The organism is Bacillus sp. FAU20 (assembly GCF_056033865.1).
Window position 1 is genome coordinate 15,728 of sequence record NZ_JBVYHY010000011.1, and the last position, 15,910, is coordinate 31,637.

Annotated in this window: 16 protein-coding genes and 1 pseudogene; 13 read left to right on the top strand and 4 right to left on the bottom strand. The window is 34.5% G+C overall.

The window, feature by feature from the left end; translation table 11 throughout:
* Positions 1 to 67: 67 nt before the first annotated feature.
* Positions 68 to 544, top strand: a complete 477-nt coding sequence (locus AC0OM3_RS08460) for a DinB family protein (RefSeq protein ID WP_003302183.1) — start codon at positions 68 to 70, stop codon at positions 542 to 544.
* A 159-nt stretch (positions 545 to 703) separates the two neighbouring features.
* Positions 704 to 1,741 carry a DUF4003 domain-containing protein gene (locus AC0OM3_RS08465; RefSeq protein WP_474211427.1) on the top strand — a complete coding sequence of 346 codons (1,038 nt, stop codon included), beginning with the start codon at positions 704 to 706 and terminating at the stop codon, positions 1,739 to 1,741.
* Positions 1,742 to 1,869: 128 nt separating this feature from the next.
* Here the strand turns inward: AC0OM3_RS08465 and AC0OM3_RS08470 are convergent.
* A pseudogene (locus tag AC0OM3_RS08470) lies at positions 1,870 to 2,139 on the bottom strand (DUF817 family protein); the annotation flags it as partial.
* A 133-nt stretch (positions 2,140 to 2,272) separates the two neighbouring features.
* On the opposite strand from AC0OM3_RS08470, the gene AC0OM3_RS08475 reads away from it, so the two are divergent.
* The 5 genes from AC0OM3_RS08475 (at position 2,273) to AC0OM3_RS08495 (ending at position 6,348) form a co-directional block, all read left to right on the top strand.
* Positions 2,273 to 3,307, top strand: a complete 1,035-nt coding sequence (locus AC0OM3_RS08475; RefSeq protein ID WP_046945719.1) for a FecCD family ABC transporter permease — start codon at positions 2,273 to 2,275, stop codon at positions 3,305 to 3,307.
* Positions 3,308 to 4,324 (top strand): FecCD family ABC transporter permease, encoded by a 1,017-nt coding sequence (locus AC0OM3_RS08480; protein WP_000677271.1) that lies wholly within the window; start codon positions 3,308 to 3,310, stop codon positions 4,322 to 4,324.
* A 21-nt stretch (positions 4,325 to 4,345) separates the two neighbouring features.
* Positions 4,346 to 5,254, top strand: a complete 909-nt coding sequence (locus AC0OM3_RS08485; protein WP_000728233.1) for an iron-hydroxamate ABC transporter substrate-binding protein — start codon at positions 4,346 to 4,348, stop codon at positions 5,252 to 5,254.
* A gap of 215 nt (positions 5,255 to 5,469) precedes the next feature.
* Entirely contained in the window at positions 5,470 to 6,021 is a 552-nt protein-coding gene (locus AC0OM3_RS08490) for a GNAT family N-acetyltransferase (protein ID WP_000178470.1), read from the top strand.
* Between the two features lie 99 nt (positions 6,022 to 6,120).
* Complete coding sequence (locus AC0OM3_RS08495; protein WP_001047304.1) at positions 6,121 to 6,348, top strand: coiled-coil domain-containing protein; 228 nt, start codon at positions 6,121 to 6,123, stop codon at positions 6,346 to 6,348.
* Between the two features lie 71 nt (positions 6,349 to 6,419).
* Here AC0OM3_RS08495 and AC0OM3_RS08500 read toward each other — a convergent pair whose 3' ends face one another.
* Positions 6,420 to 7,745 (bottom strand): ArsB/NhaD family transporter, encoded by a 1,326-nt coding sequence (locus AC0OM3_RS08500; protein WP_000437989.1) that lies wholly within the window; start codon positions 7,743 to 7,745, stop codon positions 6,420 to 6,422.
* A 262-nt stretch (positions 7,746 to 8,007) separates the two neighbouring features.
* Between AC0OM3_RS08500 and AC0OM3_RS08505 the strand changes: the two genes are divergently transcribed.
* Positions 8,008 to 8,358 (top strand): YojF family protein, encoded by a 351-nt coding sequence (locus AC0OM3_RS08505; protein ID WP_000407046.1) that lies wholly within the window; start codon positions 8,008 to 8,010, stop codon positions 8,356 to 8,358.
* Positions 8,359 to 8,373: 15 nt separating this feature from the next.
* A complete protein-coding gene (gene bshB2 / locus AC0OM3_RS08510; protein WP_000439487.1) occupies positions 8,374 to 9,036 on the top strand; it encodes a bacillithiol biosynthesis deacetylase BshB2 in 663 nt (220 codons plus the stop codon).
* A gap of 112 nt (positions 9,037 to 9,148) precedes the next feature.
* Here the strand turns inward: bshB2 and AC0OM3_RS08515 are convergent, their stop codons facing one another.
* Positions 9,149 to 9,892 (bottom strand): SDR family NAD(P)-dependent oxidoreductase, encoded by a 744-nt coding sequence (locus tag AC0OM3_RS08515; RefSeq protein ID WP_061884434.1) that lies wholly within the window; start codon positions 9,890 to 9,892, stop codon positions 9,149 to 9,151.
* Positions 9,893 to 10,757: 865 nt separating this feature from the next.
* On the opposite strand from AC0OM3_RS08515, the gene AC0OM3_RS08520 reads away from it, so the two are divergent.
* Together AC0OM3_RS08520 and AC0OM3_RS08525 are read left to right on the top strand one after the other, a co-directional pair.
* Positions 10,758 to 11,036, top strand: a complete 279-nt coding sequence (locus AC0OM3_RS08520; RefSeq protein ID WP_000865020.1) for a hypothetical protein — start codon at positions 10,758 to 10,760, stop codon at positions 11,034 to 11,036.
* 318 nt (positions 11,037 to 11,354) lie between these two features.
* The gene (locus tag AC0OM3_RS08525) at positions 11,355 to 11,579 is read left to right on the top strand and encodes a hemolysin XhlA family protein (protein WP_000390462.1); all 225 of its coding nucleotides are present in this window, start codon (positions 11,355 to 11,357) and stop codon (positions 11,577 to 11,579) included.
* A 43-nt stretch (positions 11,580 to 11,622) separates the two neighbouring features.
* Here AC0OM3_RS08525 and AC0OM3_RS08530 read toward each other — a convergent pair whose 3' ends face one another.
* Complete coding sequence (locus AC0OM3_RS08530) at positions 11,623 to 12,189, bottom strand: DUF5823 family protein (RefSeq protein WP_000570039.1); 567 nt, start codon at positions 12,187 to 12,189, stop codon at positions 11,623 to 11,625.
* Between the two features lie 397 nt (positions 12,190 to 12,586).
* Between AC0OM3_RS08530 and AC0OM3_RS08535 the strand changes: the two genes are divergently transcribed.
* Positions 12,587 to 13,786, top strand: coding sequence for a multidrug effflux MFS transporter (locus AC0OM3_RS08535; RefSeq protein ID WP_061884433.1), 1,200 nt, complete (start codon positions 12,587 to 12,589; stop codon positions 13,784 to 13,786).
* A gap of 582 nt (positions 13,787 to 14,368) precedes the next feature.
* Positions 14,369 to 15,760 carry an amino acid permease gene (locus AC0OM3_RS08540; RefSeq protein WP_001284408.1) on the top strand — a complete coding sequence of 464 codons (1,392 nt, stop codon included), beginning with the start codon at positions 14,369 to 14,371 and terminating at the stop codon, positions 15,758 to 15,760.
* The last annotated feature ends 150 nt before the right edge of the window (positions 15,761 to 15,910 follow it).

The window sequence follows — 15,910 nt, forward strand, 5'->3', positions numbered from 1 at the left end:
TTTCTGATAGATTAAACAAGGTGAAACTTTAATAAGTTGAACATTCTTAGTTCATAATAAATGGTACATGAAGAAGGAGAACGATCAAATGAATAGACTAGTTGGCTTAAAACAATTTGAAATAACGCGTGGAGAATTGCTTAAATTTATGGAGACGTTAGACGATAAAACTGTAGATACACAGCCAGAGGGTTTTAACAATACAATTCGCTGGCATATCGGTCATGTATTAACGGCAGCAGAAGTTTTCATGTTTGGAAAAGAATTTAAACAATTACCAACTGAATATCCAGGTATGTTTGGGTATGGATCAAGACCGTCTAAATGGAAAACAGAAGGACCATCATTAGACGTGTTAATGGCTCAATTAAAAGAACAAGCAAAACGTATTAACGAAATTCCAGCAGAAGCATTTGAAAATAAACTGCCAGAGCCGTTCTTAGGACTAGAAACAGTTGGTGAGCTTTACGGTATGATGCTTTATCATGAAGCTGATCATATTGGGCAAATGAAGGCGATGGAACGTATTATTAAAGTTCTTTAGTTCTTAATTGCATATAACAAGCAATACAGGTGTAATGTTAAATAATATATACAAAAAAGGTAGATAAATTATTATCTACCTTTTTTGTATAACTTCTTGAAGGATTAGAGAATTTTATAATTTTTTATGTTGTGATTATTAATTATAGTATTCCTAAATATGGAATATACGTATAATAATAGAGAAGAACTAGAAATAGGGGTGAATACTATGATTACATTAGAACAAAAGTTGGAGCAATATAAACATACATATGTACAGTTAAAGGGAGAACTAAAATGGAAAACGAGTGATTCTCGAACAGGAATGATGATTGCTGCTATGTATGCAGGTAGTGATAAATTGTTTGATCTCGGACGTTTTTTAGAAATTAGTAGTTATATTAAGAATGAGGTAGGGATGTTTTCATACTTAAAGTCTTATCATCGTTTTGTAGTGGCTGCAACATTAGATATTCACTTTACAGATTACAAGGAAGCTTTTCGCACGTTTTTAGATTTATATGAACAATTGGTCACTGGTGGCTTTAGCCGGAGTATATTTACTTATCTCGCAGCAGCTGTGCTTTTAACAGAAGAAAATGAACAGCATGGCGCGCACATTCAGCGTTCGATGCAAGTATATAAACGCATGAAAAAGGATCACCTCTTTCTTACAAGTACAAATGATTATCCGCTCGCGGTTTTATTAGCAGGACAATCAGAGAATGTAGAAACACTTATGGACCGAGTGGAACGTCTTTATCAGAAACTAGCGACAGCTGGTTTACGTAAAGGGAATGATCTTCAATTTTTGAGTCATATTCTTTCATTAAAGAAGGATGTCAGGGAAGAACTATTAGTTGCAAAATGCACAAATATATGGAATTTGTTAAAGCAAGAAAAGGTAAAAGTAAAACAGATGCATTACCCAGCTATCGGGCTACTAGCGTTACTCGAGGACGGAGAAAAAGAGATTCATTCTATTCGAACATTTATTGAAAAATTGCAGGGGGATAAATTGTTCCGTTGGCATACAGATACAAATATTCTTATTGCTATTCAACTGTTCGTAAGTCAGAAAGGTGAGGAAAGTAAAGCTACTAACACAGGTTTACAAACAATGATAGAAGTCCTCATACAAGCACAACAGGCGGCCATGATGGCAACGATTGCCGCTTCATCTGTAGCAACATCTTCTGCTAGTAGCAGTTCATAATGTGTAATTGCTTATACTCTTGTAAATTATAACTCCCTTGATAAGGACGGTTTAAAAAATATTACTAAAAACAATTAGCTCATCACTCTCTAATGAGTGATGGGCTAACTGTTTTTACATAATCAGCATTATCTTTTTGATTCCTTCAAATGTTTGAGCTGCGTGACAATCATAATGCTAATAACAACGAGTAAAAACCATGAACTAATTTTGCTTAAGTGAACGAGACTCCATGCTTCCCGTTGATTTGGATATTGCCATGCTCCGAAAAATGTTGCGATGTTCTCTGCAATCCAAATGAAAAATCCGATAAGGAAAAAGGAGAGAACGAGTGGCATTTTATATGTAACGCCTTGTAATGAAAATTGTACAAATGTGCGAGAGAAAACAAGTAGCAAAGTAAAAAAATAGTTTGCTATTTAAAAAAAGTGGGGATATAATATCTAAATGAAAATGATAATTATTATCAATATTAATTATAAATAAAAAATAATTATAAAAAACAACTGAATATAAAGGATGAAATGAAACATGTTACATAAGTCTACTATACGTGCTGGCAATAACCGCTGGATACATATTAAGTTCATATGTTTTATGAGCTTAACAATTATATGTTTAATTGGATCTATATTTTTGGCCGTCGCATTTGGTGCAAAGGATATTCATTTGCAAACGGTGTGGACAGCGGTTTTTGATTACAATCCGAAATTAACGCAGCACCAAATTATTTATGAATTAAGGCTCCCGAGAGTAATTGGAGCAGCAGTTGTAGGGGCAGCTTTTGCGGTCGCTGGAGCGGTTATGCAAGGAGTAACACGAAATCCTTTAGCTGATGCAGGTGTACTTGGCATAAATGCAGGAGCGATGTTTGTAGTAGCACTTAGTTTTGCTTTTTTTCCGCATATGCCGTATTCCTATTTAATGATTGTTTCCTTTATTGGAGCAGTCTTAAGTACAGTACTTATTTTTGTTATTGGATCAGCAACATCAGGTGGGTTAACACCAATGAGGTTAACGATTGCTGGAGCTGTTATGGCAGCGCTTTTACATTCATTAAGTTCAGGTGTTGCGATTTATTATGATTTAAGCCAAGATTTAGCGTTTTGGTATGCTGGTGGTGTTGCAGGGGTTAAGTGGGAACACTTGAAATTTTTAGTCCCTATTATTCTTATAACGATTATTTTTGCAATAGTGTTAGGGAGATCTATTTCACTCATATCAATGGGGGATGATGTTGCTACAAATTTAGGAGTGAAAACGAACCGAACGAGAATACTAGGGATGATTATAGTAGTTATTCTAGCAGGTGTTTCTGTTTCAGCTGTTGGTTCTATTGGATTTGTAGGACTAGTTATCCCCCACATTGCTAGAAAATTAGTTGGTGTGAATTATAGACTCATTATTCCTATGTCAGCGTTATTAGGAGCTATGTTATTAGTTTTAGCTGATTTAGGGGCAAGAACAGTAAACCCTCCTAAAGAACTTGCGATAGGAATTATGGTAGCTCTTGTTGGAGTTCCGTTCTTCCTCTATATAGCACGTAAAGTTGGGAGGGAGCTATAAGTGAAGGGTCTTATTAACACAGATAAAAAAAGAGCCATTACTGTAACTACAATTTTTGGTTGTATTAGTATCGCTGTCATTTTACTTAGCTTAAATACAGGGACACTTAGCATTGCACCGCTCAAAGTAATTCAAACGCTTTTCGGTTATGGTGATTTTGAAAGTGCAACCGTGCTATACGATTATCGTATGCCAAGAATTATAATCACAATGTTAGCCGGTATTGGCCTTGGGATTTCCGGTGCGATTTTGCAAGGATTATCCCGTAATGCACTTGCAGACCCTGGTATTCTTGGACTGCATTCAGGTGCATCTTTCGGGCTAATTATATTCGTTACATTCTTTCATTCTATTAATGAAAGTGCATCTATTTTAATACCGTTATTTACATTTGGCGGAGGAGTATTAGCTGCATTTCTTATTATTTTACTTGCGAGTGATCGGTCAAATGGTTTACTTCCCATTAGACTTATTCTCGTTGGTATTGCAGTTTCAGCTGGTTTTAGTGCAATTTCGTTATTTTTCTCTCTCAAGTTAAATGATGAGACGTATACATTCGCTTCTAGATGGCTAGTTGGTAACGTGTGGGGAAGGGATTGGATTCATGTCCTTGCATTATTACCTTGGATTTTCATACTAACCCCTTATGCGTGGCTAAAATCTAAAACGTTAAATGCATTGTCACTAGGTGATAGTGTAGCGGCAGGACTTGGTGTTTCTGTTCAAAAAGAACGGTTATTACTTTTAGCTACAGCGGTTGGATTATCTTGCGCAAGTGTATCGATGGCAGGAGGGATTGGTTTTATCGGTTTAGTTGCTCCGCATATCGCAAGGAAGTTAGTAGGTACTACATATCAACACTTTCTTCCTTTAGCTAGCATTATCGGAATGATTATTTTAGTGCTAGCAGATACGATAGGTCGTTCTATATTTGAGCCAAACTCTATTCCAGCTGGTGTAGTAGTGGCGGCATTAGGAGCACCGTATTTTCTTTATTTACTTACAAAAACAAAATAAATACTTCAAAGAGGAGAACATATGAAAAAGAAACTTACTATTTTATTTAGCATGATGTGTATTTTAGTATTATCAGCATGTGGTCAAACTAAAGCTAATGAAGAGGCAACGAAAAAAACGGAAAAAAGTAATGATCCAAAAATCGCCTCTATGTCCATTCATTTAACAAATAATTTACTTGCATTAGGAATTACACCAGTAGGTTCTGTTATTGGCGGAGATTTAAAAGATTTCTTACCACACGCAAAAGAGCAGTTGAAAGATACGAAGAAACTTGGTGTTGTAACAGATCCGAATATGGAAGCGTTACTTCAATTGAAGCCAACTGACATTTATGTGGATGAAAAATACGCGGGCAAAGATTTAGCGAAATACGAAAAAATTGCAAAAACACATTCTTTCAACTTAGATGAAGGCACGTGGAGAGATCAGTTAAAACAAGTTGGTAAACTTGTAAACCGTGAGAAAGAAGCGGATAAATATATTCAAGATTACGAAGAGCAATCAAAACGAGTAAAAAGTTTAATAGATAAAGAATTAGGTAATAACGAAAAAGTAATGGCAATTCGCGTTACTGCAAAAGAATTACGAGTATTTAGTACGAAAAGACCGATGGGACCAATTTTATTCCAAGACTTAGGATTACAACCTGCAAATGGTGTAGAGAAAATTGATGGAAACCGTCCTTTCGAAGTCATTTCACAAGAAGTATTACCTGACTTTGATGCAGATGCTATTTTCGTTGTCGTTAACAGAGATGATAAAGCGAAAGCTGCATTTAAACAACTTCAAGAAACACCAATTTGGAAAGACTTAAAAGCTGTTAAAGGTAAGCACGTATACATTATTAATGACCAACCATGGCTTGACTATTCTGCTTTAGGTAACAAAATGGCAATGGATGAAGCGGAGAAAATGTTTACGAAATAATATAGTTTCGCTATTAGGAAAGGCCCTCTAAATTTGGAGGGCTTTTTATTATTGTTAGAATAAACGAAAAATTATACAATGAAGTTAATTTCGTGTAGAGGAGATGTGCCAATGTCAGCGCTTATTGTAAGTATCCCGTGTATAAAGCAGTTTATAGAATAAGGGGATAAATAGGCTAATAATTATCCCTGTTATTAAAAAAGGGGGAGTTTGAAATGACAATGAATCTTTTTCAAAATAAAACGATTAAATTATCAGCTATTAGAGAAGCAGATGCTGAAGTAATGGCTATGTGGCAAGAAGATAGTGAGTATTTAAGGAATGTAGATACAGATGTAGCATTCCCGCAATCGATACAAGAAATAGCAAGTGATGGGCTATTAAAGGGACGGAGATCGAATAGTGTTTCTTTTATGTTAAGGACAGTTCAAGATGATTGCTTAATTGGTTTTGTTGCAATTCATGGCATAGAGTGGAATAACAGAACGGGTTTATTAGCCATTGGTATAGGAGATGCAAATGATAGAGGAAAGGGATATGGAAGAGAAGCAATCCATCTTATCTTAAAATATGCTTTCTATGAATTGAATTTACACCGCGTCGGTCTGGATGTGATTTCTTATAATAAAGCAGCCATTGCGTTGTATAAAAAGATAGGTTTTCAGATGGAAGGGTGTATGAGAGAAGCGGTTCAAAGAGATGGGAAGTGTTTTGATCGTATCATTATGGGGATATTGCGGGATGAATGGATAGGGTTGCAAGATTAGCGAATACATTCAATATTATATATGTAGTATGCAGGAGATATAATGATAATTGGCGAAAATTTACAGTGAACTGATTGAATTTATAAGGAGTTATGTAAAATGAATTTAGAAAAAGCAAAACCAGTAAATGAAGAGGTCGCTGAATTAAAGGAACTAATTAAAGAGTTACACGGAAGTGTACATCAACTGCAAAGCGAAGTGCAGCAACTAAGGCACGAAAGACCAGTTGTTGAAGTGAGAAAAGGTGTTCAATTATCACCAACAATTGTCGGACAAATTGGTGGTATGATTTTAGGTGGGTTAGCAATTATCGGTATATTTTGGTGATGAAAAAAGGTTTGCAGCACGATGCTGCAAACCTTTTGTATTTGACGATATAATTTCATGCAATACAACTTTTACATTAAATAACGTAAATATATATAACCATGTGATAACAAGAGTGCAACAATAGTTAATGGTAAACCAATTTTTAAGAAGTCCATATAAGAGAAAGCATGTCCTTCACGTTTTGCAATACCAGCAACGACTACGTTTGCAGATGCTCCGATTAGCGTTCCATTTCCTCCTAAGCAAGCTCCAAGAGATAACGCCCACCATAGTACTTCGATTTGCGGAGAATCGACAGATAGTCCGAGTCCTGTAGCTAAGTCTTGAATAAGAGGAATCATCGTAGCGACAAATGGGATGTTGTCGATTGTCGCAGATGCGATGCCAGATACCCATAAAATAAGTATAGCTGCGAATCCGATGTCACCGTTTGTTACGCCAATTACTTCTTTTGCAAGTGAAGAGATAAGTCCGATATCAATTAACCCGCCAACGAGAACAAATAGTCCGGCGAAGAAGAAAATGGTTACCCATTCAACGTGGGCAAATACATCTTCAATATCATGTTCTTTCACGCCGATTAACATAAGAAGTGTAGCGCCTGTCATCGCGATAACAGCAGCGTCTACATGAATAATCGAATGAAGTACGAAGCCTAAAATAGTTAGTCCTAAAATCGAAATAGATTTTAAAAGGAGGCTTTGATCTTTAATGTAATCTTTTTCGTTTAATGCCATTAGTTTTTCGATTTGTTCAGGTGTTGTTTTTAGTTTGTTACGATACATGAAGTAAATAATGCCAAGTGTCACGATAGAAATAATAATTACGATTGGAGCTAAGTTAAGTAAAAAGGCGTTAAAGTCTAAATGCTTGTTTGCTGATCCAATCATAATATTAGGTGGATCACCGATTAATGTTGCTGTTCCGCCTATATTTGAAAACAGCACTTCTGAAATCAAATAAGGCACAGGATTTACTTTTAAAATACGTGTAATGGATAATGTAACAGGAACGATTAATAAAACAGTCGTTACATTGTCCAAAAATGCTGATCCGACAGCAGTTAATAGGGATAGTAATAATAAAATGCGAATCGGTTTTCCGCCAGCTGCTTTTGCCGCTTTAATGGCCACAAATTCAAAGACGCCTGATTGACTCGTAATATGTACGAGAATCATCATCCCAATTAAAAGGGTAATCGTTTCCCATTGAATATGTGATGTGAAAGCAGTATGTAAATCTACAACTCCAAAAATAATCATAATAGCAGCACCGAATAGTGCGATTACAGCACGATTCAATTTCTCAGAAATAATAAATCCGTACGTGATTAAAAATACGGCAATTGCAAAATAATATTGCCAATTTGCTACTTCATGTGCTGATTGTTCCAACCATGTCACCTTCTTTAAATTATGTATTCAATTGTCGAAATGTATCTCGCTGCAATAATGCGGGATAAAATATATTGTAGCAAATTCAAAAAAGAAAGAAAACTATTTAACAAAGTGAAGGAAAAAATGTATTTTTTACATATCATATAAAAAATATAAAAAACACAGTGCAAATTATTAGGAAAAGTGAGCGTTGTCCTCTAATATAGAGATAGCAATTTACATTATTTTTGCGTAAAATGGTTTAAAGAGGTGAATTCCGATGGAAATAGTAAAAGATAGTTCTCTTATTCAAAATGAAATTGAACGTTTTGTAAATAAAGATGTATATATTCATTTAGAAACGACAAACGGAGCGTATGCATCACACATAAATGAAAAGATGATGACAGTTGGTGCTTTCATTCGAAATGCAATTATCCGTTTTGAACGCGGGAAGATAACTGGAACAAATCCATACCGAGTTGGTCTAAAAATGGATCACGGTTGGGTATATGCTGAAGGTATTACGCACTGGGAAGTAGATGGTCAAGAGCGTTTATTACTAGCTGGACATGATAATTTAGGTCGTCTAGCAGTTGCACTTGAGTTAAGCTTAACACCATTTAAGTAAGAAGGAGGGAAACTTATGGAGAGACATGTACTTGTTGTATTTCCGCATCCAGATGATGAAGCATATGCTGCGGGAGGAACAATTCGCTTATTAACAGATCAAGGAGTACCTGTAACATATGCATGTGGTACTCTAGGACAAATGGGACGTAACATGGGTAAGAACGTATTCGCTAACCGTGAAACGATTCCAAATATCCGTGAGAAAGAATTGAAAGATGCTTGTGAAGCGATGGGCATTAAAGATTTAAGAATGCTTGGCTTCCATGATAAAACGTTAGAATTTGAAGATGTTGATTTCGTTGCTGACAAAATTGAAGCAATCATTCAAGAAGTAAATCCATCTCGAATTATTACATTTTATCCAGAGCACGGTGTACATCCAGATCATAATGCATTTGGCCGCGCTGTCGTTCGCGCTGTATCACGTATGCCAAAAGAAGAGCGCCCAGTTATCCATGCTGTTGCGATTACGAAAAATCGTGAAGCAGTATTAGGAGAACCGGATGTTGTAAATAACATTAGTGAAGTATTTGATCATAAATTAACTGCATTAGGTGCGCACCGTTCACAAACAGAAGCAATGCTGGAAGATACGCATGCAAAAATAAAAAACAAAGATGCAGCAACATTAAAATGGCTGCAACTTGAACAGTTTTGGACTTATAAATGGGAGTAGGCTAGAAGGATACCTTCTAGTTGCTCTTACATAGAAAAAGCGCCGTCACTTGTGATGGCGCTTTTTCTTGTTGAAGACTATATATTTTTTAGGGTGCTTCAAAATTTTTAAATTAACGTGCAGTATAGCCTCCATCAACAAGAAGTGTTGTACCGTTAACAAAACTAGCATCATCACTTGCTAAAAATAAGACAGCTTTAGCGACTTCTTCTGGTGTTCCAAGTCTGCCTTGCGGATGAAGTGAAGCTAAATATTCTTTCTGTTGAGGATTAACACTACCTAGTAAAGGGGTGTCAATATAACCAGGGCACACCGCATTAATACGTATTCCATATTTAGCGTAGGCAGTACATAAATTTTGAGTTAATAGTTTCACACCACCTTTTGCAGAGGAGTATGCTGTTGGGGTAGGTAATGAAACAAAACTATGAATCGAACCAGCGTTAACGATGACACCACCTGTACCTTGTTTAAGAAATTGTTCAATCGAATATTTATCAGAAAGGAATACCCCAGACAAATTAATATCAATAGTTCTTTTCCATTTTTCATAGGATAATTCGTTTGCCGGTGCATCATCAGCAACGCCGGCATTGGCATACATAATATCTAATTTACCGTATGTACTTACTGTCTCATGAATTAGCTGTTTAATATCTGCCTCTTTTGTTACATCAGTTTTAATAAATAACGTAGTATATCCATGTGCATTCAATTCATCTGATAGTTCTTTTCCACGTTCAGAAAAGTCAGCAATAATTACTTTTGCACCTTCTTCGATAAAAAGACGAACAGTAGATTTGCCAATTCCACTTGCACCACCAGTTATGATTGCTACTTTGTCTTTTAATTTCATATAAACCTCTCCATTCATCAATGAATTTAAGTCGAATTTTTAAATCTTGTTACTAAACTATTAACCTTAAATAGTAAGTTTATAGAAGAAAAAGCTCGCGTTTACTTAATCGTGAGAGTACTATTTGTGTCTTTATCCCGCTATTTGCCGGGCAGTAAGACCCGCACCTCAAAATTCAGCGGAAGCAAAGACGTTAGGTGGGGGCAGGTTACCTGTAAAAGCACGATTGATTAAAGTTTCACTTTATTGTACTTATTGATACAGTGATGCATGAAATTATTAATTTGGTCAATTTTATCATTAGATTGAATATTTGGTAAAGAGCCTTCGAACAGAGTGAGTGTGGATGCTGAAAAATTAAAATAAATATTCAGTATTATTTGTAGGGTAAGGAACAAAGGGGAGAGATAACTACTACGCTAGTTAAATAGGAGAAAGCCTTGCAGGGGGGCAAGGCTTTAAACAGGGTATTAAAAATTATTGATTTATTAAGAATAACTTCTTCTTGTGAATAAACTAATTTTAGCATGATAACTCATATATATGTGTTACGAATTTGTGAATAAAAACTCAATGATAAAAGTATGAGTGAAAGGAAATAAGGTATTTGGGATATGCATTATTACACAAAGTTCAGTTGAAATAGGGAGGAACATAAAAAAAGCGCAATGAGCAAAATAATTAAGAGACGAATTATACTAAAGATTAGTGGAACGCCTACTATTTAATTTCTTTTTGTATTTAATTCTTTAGAACTGATTGTTAATAATGTATGTAAGAAGCGTATATTTTGAATTATTTAATAGAATAATATATATTTATATTGATTTAATGATTTTAGTTTGTTAAAAATGGGGAAATCGATATGAAGGTTAAATTTGCCGTAATAAAAGATGAGAGCTTTGATTGTAGTTTATTGGAAACAAAATTATTGAAAACTTTTAAAGAAGTAGATTGTGAAGCAGATATTGTAAAGGTTGAGAATGAAATTTTTGAAAACAATGATGTACAAACGCATTTATCAGAAATAACCATTCATGTTACTGGAAAAAATATTGGATACAGATCCGTTTCAGCCAGTATATTTATTGTTCTAGAGAGTTTATCAATACAGCTATTTCGTATTCATATTAGTATATTTTAAGCAGTTCAAAAAGTGGATTCTTCAGAAAATCATACTGATTATATTAAGTTGTAAATATGAAAACAATAGAAATTATCGTAGGTGCTCCCGAATGTTGGATTGCACCTTGTTTGTTGTTAAATAAACAGGGGATTCCTTTTCTAATTTTAATGTATCTTAACGCTAATTCATAAATAGAAGAATGGAAACATGTGAGTGATTCAATTAGATTGTACAAATAATTTGGTACGCTGATATACGGAATGTATTCACAGGTAAGAGGGTTGTCTCATAATATATATAGATTTTTCTATAAAGATGAACAGAGGGTGTGAATATATGGAAGATGTTTACGCTAAAATTGACAGTCTCAAGGCGGAGCAAAAAGAAATTATGAGAGACATTCGAAATTTAGAAACGCGTACCACTATTAATGAGAAAGACATAGCAACAATCAATAAGCAATTAGAAAAAATAAGTACAAACACTACTTGGATTTTGCGAATTATTATTAGCGCGATAATAATGTCAGTTTTAGGATTGATATTAAAAGGGATGATTTAAAAGAAAGAGGGGAGCTCCCTCTTTCTTTTATGTAAATGAGAAACTATAAATTTTCCGTTTCCTTTTCGTCTGCATACTTATCCTCTAAGGAAATTAATAGAGGGATTGATATAGTTACAAGAATGATTAAAGTGGTGATAAAAGATTTAGAAAGAGAAAAAGAACCTTCAATTAAAGGTGATAAAAACTTGAATGAAAGTATACTTGTTATGAAGGAAATTACTAAAAAGCTAAAAAGAGATATATTTTTATTCTTTATAGATGTCTCTATAAAGTCTTTAACACAGGTTATTACGACAAATATAGTTAATATGATAAGAGAAACAAAATAATGTGTTAAATTCGTCATATTAATAGTAGGATCGTCTATTATGTAAGCAAGTAACTTAGATACTAATATTCCTCCAAACAATAAAATAATAAAAGCAAGTAATCCTTCCAATATATAAGTGCTGAAATTGTCTTTCTTGTTAAAGAGTTTATAGTTTAGAGTAGATTGGGTTATTTGAATTAGGAATAGGGTAATAATCCATACATAATATACAAATGGTAATTCTCCTGAGAATAGAGAAATTAGAAAGTTTACTACTGTCCTTAAAATTTCAATCATTACGAAAGTCCTCCTACTTGTTCAGCTTTATGACATTAGGAATATATGAGTATATCATTTTATAATTAGGTTTATAGATTCAAACTATTTCTAATTATTCCATAATAAGGTGGTTATATCAAGTAGTTATCTTCTATGGCGTGTATTAGTTGTTCACTAATATAAAAAGCACATTTGAACGTTAATACTAGAAAAATAAAAGTAATATGTAATATAATTGAAAAAGTATATTTAAAAATCGATGTTAATATTACCCTCCTATAAGTATTAACATACGTAATTGAGGTGTTTTCTTTGTTGTTTTATGACCGGATTTCTATAATGGCCCCTCCTGTTCCGTAGCTAAGGAAAGTCTTTTTATTTCTGAGATTTTCAAAGTTATAGGAGGGTATGAAAAATGAAAAAAGTCTCAGTACCATCACTTTTGTTAATGATTATTCTTGTCGCATTTCCGCAAATTAGTGAAACGATTTACACACCGTCTTTACCGGACATTTCAAAGGCGTTACATGTAAGTAATAATGAGGTGCAGTTAACGCTTAGTGTGTATTTTGCTGGATTTGCTTTAGGTGTATTTTTTATTGGATGGCTATCAGATATAATTGGCCGTCGCCGGGCAATGTTATTTGGAATTGTCGTATATGGCGCTGGGAGTTTCTTATGCTTTATTGCAAATTCCATTGAAGTTTTATTGGTAAGTCGTTTTATTCAAGCGTTTGGAGCAAGTGCAGGATCAGTTGTGACGCAAACGATTCTTCGTGAAAGTGTAGAAGGGCATAAGAGGCATGTTATGTTTGCTCAAATCTCGGCAGTCATTGCTTTTACACCAGCGATAGGACCGTTAATTGGTGGCTTTCTTGATCAAATGTTTGGATTTAAAATAGTATTTTTAAGTTTAGTAGTTATGAGTATCGGTATTTTTCTGTATACGTTTGTTTCTCTTCCTGAAACAAAAACGGGCTCAGTAACGAATAAAATAAATGTATTTTCAGTCTTGAAGAGGTTAATTACAAATCCGAAAGTGATAACATATGGGCTGTTAATTGGAGGAGCAAATGGTGTTTTATTTAGCTATTATGCAGAAGCACCGTTTATCTTTATTGAATACTTTCAGTTATTACCTAGTACGTATGGGTTTTTAGGAATTGTTGTTGCGTCTGCTTCTATTGTTGGAGCGAAAGTTTCAAAGCGTTTACTTGCTACTTATAAACCAGAGAAAATTATATATATCGGTTGTCTTGTAATGACAGGGGGAGCTATCCTTTTATCTGTTATTACGTTTGTTGGATCAAATCCGAATGTAATATATATGGTTGTATTTTTAATAGCGATGTTTATATTGCTATTAGGAATTGGCATAGCGTTACCTAACTGTTTAAGTTTAGCGTTAGTAGATTTTCAAGATGTCATTGGTACAGCAGGTGCATTGTTTAGCTTAGGGTACTATGTAATTGTAACGACGACAATTTGGGGAATGAGTCAGCTGCATACAGGCTCATTAATGGTGATGCCACTTTATTTTCTGGTTATTGTAGTTATAATGGCAGTGTTTACTAGGGTGTTTATCTTTGGTAAGCAAACTTCGAAATCGATTTAAATATGAAATCATAAAAGAGTCTCATTTTTTAATGAGATTCTTTTATATTTTATTCCGTTGTTTTGAGGCAGAAAGGTTTCTGCCTCAAAATTTGGCTGGGGTAAAGAAGTTAGTAGTTTATTAATATATTAAATTTCTCATTGGTATATAAATTGAATGTGTGGGAAATTACGTTATTAACAATAAAGGCTGAAGTATTTAAGATATGAAACTAAGGAAAAAATGTTCTCCTCGGTTATTTATATTGTAATAATATACATGCCGGAATCATATTGAATAGATGTATTTTATTGTTAATTTAGTTAAAAATTAATCAGACTTATGTATAATAATTTATTGAAAAAATAATTGAATTTTTCAGATTAATGAATTAATATAAGGTAAGTAATTTTAAGATTTATAGAATATTGGAAGATGAAAGGTTTTGAGAATTTTATTAGGAGCGCAAAACGATTTTAGGATAGCTTTAAAGCTAGTGTAAAATGACGTTTGCTTCATCATTTTCAGGGCCAAAGGGAATTAGGGGAAAGCATCTTGTTTTAAAATGCGACGACTATGAATCATCTAAGAGGGGGAAGTGAAGTGGCAAACAAAGAATTGAAAAGAGGTTTAGAAGCACGTCATATTCAAATGATTGCTTTAGGCGGAACAATTGGTGTTGGTTTGTTTATGGGTTCAGCCAGCACGATTAAATGGACAGGTCCGTCAGTAATGCTTGCTTATGCAATTGCAGGTATTTTCATCTTCTTCATCATGCGTGCCATGGGAGAAATGTTGTATATGGAGCCAAGTACAGGCTCATTTGCGACATTCGGTCATAAGTATATTCATCCACTAGCTGGTTATATGACAGCGTGGAGTAACTGGTTCCAGTGGGTTATCGTTGGGATGTCAGAAATTATCGCGGTTGGAGCGTATATGCAATATTGGTTCCCAGATTTACCAGCTTGGATACCAGGTATAATTGCAATGGTTATTCTTGGTGCAGCCAACTTAATTTCAGTTAAGTCATTTGGTGAATTCGAATTTTGGTTCGCGATGATTAAAATCGTTACGATTCTATTAATGATTATTGCGGGATTTGGTCTTATTTTCTTCGGAATTGGTAACGGTGGAGAAGCGATTGGTATATCTAATCTTTGGTCAAATGGCGGTTTCTTTACAGGTGGTTTTTCAGGATTCTTCTTTGCATTATCACTTGTAGTTGGAGCATATCAAGGTGTGGAATTAATCGGGATTACTGCTGGTGAAGCGAAAAATCCGAAGAAGACACTTACAAGAGCAATTCAAAGTACAATTTGGCGTATTTTAATATTCTATATTGGTGCTATTTTCGTTATTGTAACTGTGTATCCGTGGGATCAATTAAGTACAATTGGTAGCCCATTCGTAGCGACTTTTGCGAAAGTTGGTATTACGGCAGCAGCTGGACTTATTAACTTCGTTGTAATTACAGCGGCAATGTCTGGTTGTAATAGTGGTATTTATAGTGCTGGACGTATGCTTTATACGTTAGGGATAAATGGACAAGCACCAAAATATTTCACAAAACTTTCTGGAAATGGTGTACCTTTATTCGGTACAGTTGGTGTAATTATTGGTTTGGCGGTTGGTGTTGTATTAAGTTATATCGCACCGAAAAACTTATTCGTATATGTATACAGCGCAAGTGTACTTCCTGGTATGGTACCATGGTTCGTCATTTTAATTAGTCAAATTCGTTTTAGGAAAGAAAAGGGAGCAGAGATGAAAGATCATCCGTTCAAAATGCCATTTGCTCCTGTAACAAACTATTTAACGATTGCCTTTTTAATTATGGTATTAATCGGAATGTGGTTTAACGATGATACTCGTATTTCACTAGTTGTAGGTATTATTTTCTTAGCTATCGTTACAATTAGTTTCTATGCTTTTGGAATAGGGAAGCGAGCTCCGTTAGACGTTCAAAACAATAAAGAGATTTCAAGTAAATAAAGAAAAGGCTGTTCATCTGGAACAGCCTTTTCTTATTGTTGTTATTTGTCGATAAATCGGTACACCTTGTCGAATGGTTGATATAATTTGATTTGTGATAGATATATTTGAAAAATCGTTGATATATTGTACGTTATGATAGATATATTC

Bases quoted from the DNA above. Each gene is read 5' to 3' on its own strand.
- AC0OM3_RS08460 (WP_003302183.1), top strand. From the start codon at position 68: ATGAAGAAGGAGAACGATCAAATGAATAGACTAGTTGGCTTAAAACAA.
- AC0OM3_RS08465 (WP_474211427.1), top strand. From the start codon at position 704: ATGGAATATACGTATAATAATAGAGAAGAACTAGAAATAGGGGTGAAT.
- AC0OM3_RS08475 (WP_046945719.1), top strand. From the start codon at position 2,273: ATGTTACATAAGTCTACTATACGTGCTGGCAATAACCGCTGGATACAT.
- AC0OM3_RS08485 (WP_000728233.1), top strand. From the start codon at position 4,346: ATGAAAAAGAAACTTACTATTTTATTTAGCATGATGTGTATTTTAGTA.
- AC0OM3_RS08490 (WP_000178470.1), top strand. From the start codon at position 5,470: ATGACAATGAATCTTTTTCAAAATAAAACGATTAAATTATCAGCTATT.
- AC0OM3_RS08495 (WP_001047304.1), top strand. From the start codon at position 6,121: ATGAATTTAGAAAAAGCAAAACCAGTAAATGAAGAGGTCGCTGAATTA.
- AC0OM3_RS08505 (WP_000407046.1), top strand. From the start codon at position 8,008: ATGGAAATAGTAAAAGATAGTTCTCTTATTCAAAATGAAATTGAACGT.
- bshB2 (WP_000439487.1), top strand. From the start codon at position 8,374: ATGGAGAGACATGTACTTGTTGTATTTCCGCATCCAGATGATGAAGCA.
- AC0OM3_RS08515 (WP_061884434.1), bottom strand. From the start codon at position 9,892: ATGAAATTAAAAGACAAAGTAGCAATCATAACTGGTGGTGCAAGTGGA.
- AC0OM3_RS08520 (WP_000865020.1), top strand. From the start codon at position 10,758: ATGAAGGTTAAATTTGCCGTAATAAAAGATGAGAGCTTTGATTGTAGT.
- AC0OM3_RS08525 (WP_000390462.1), top strand. From the start codon at position 11,355: ATGGAAGATGTTTACGCTAAAATTGACAGTCTCAAGGCGGAGCAAAAA.
- AC0OM3_RS08530 (WP_000570039.1), bottom strand. From the start codon at position 12,189: ATGATTGAAATTTTAAGGACAGTAGTAAACTTTCTAATTTCTCTATTC.
- AC0OM3_RS08535 (WP_061884433.1), top strand. From the start codon at position 12,587: ATGAAAAAAGTCTCAGTACCATCACTTTTGTTAATGATTATTCTTGTC.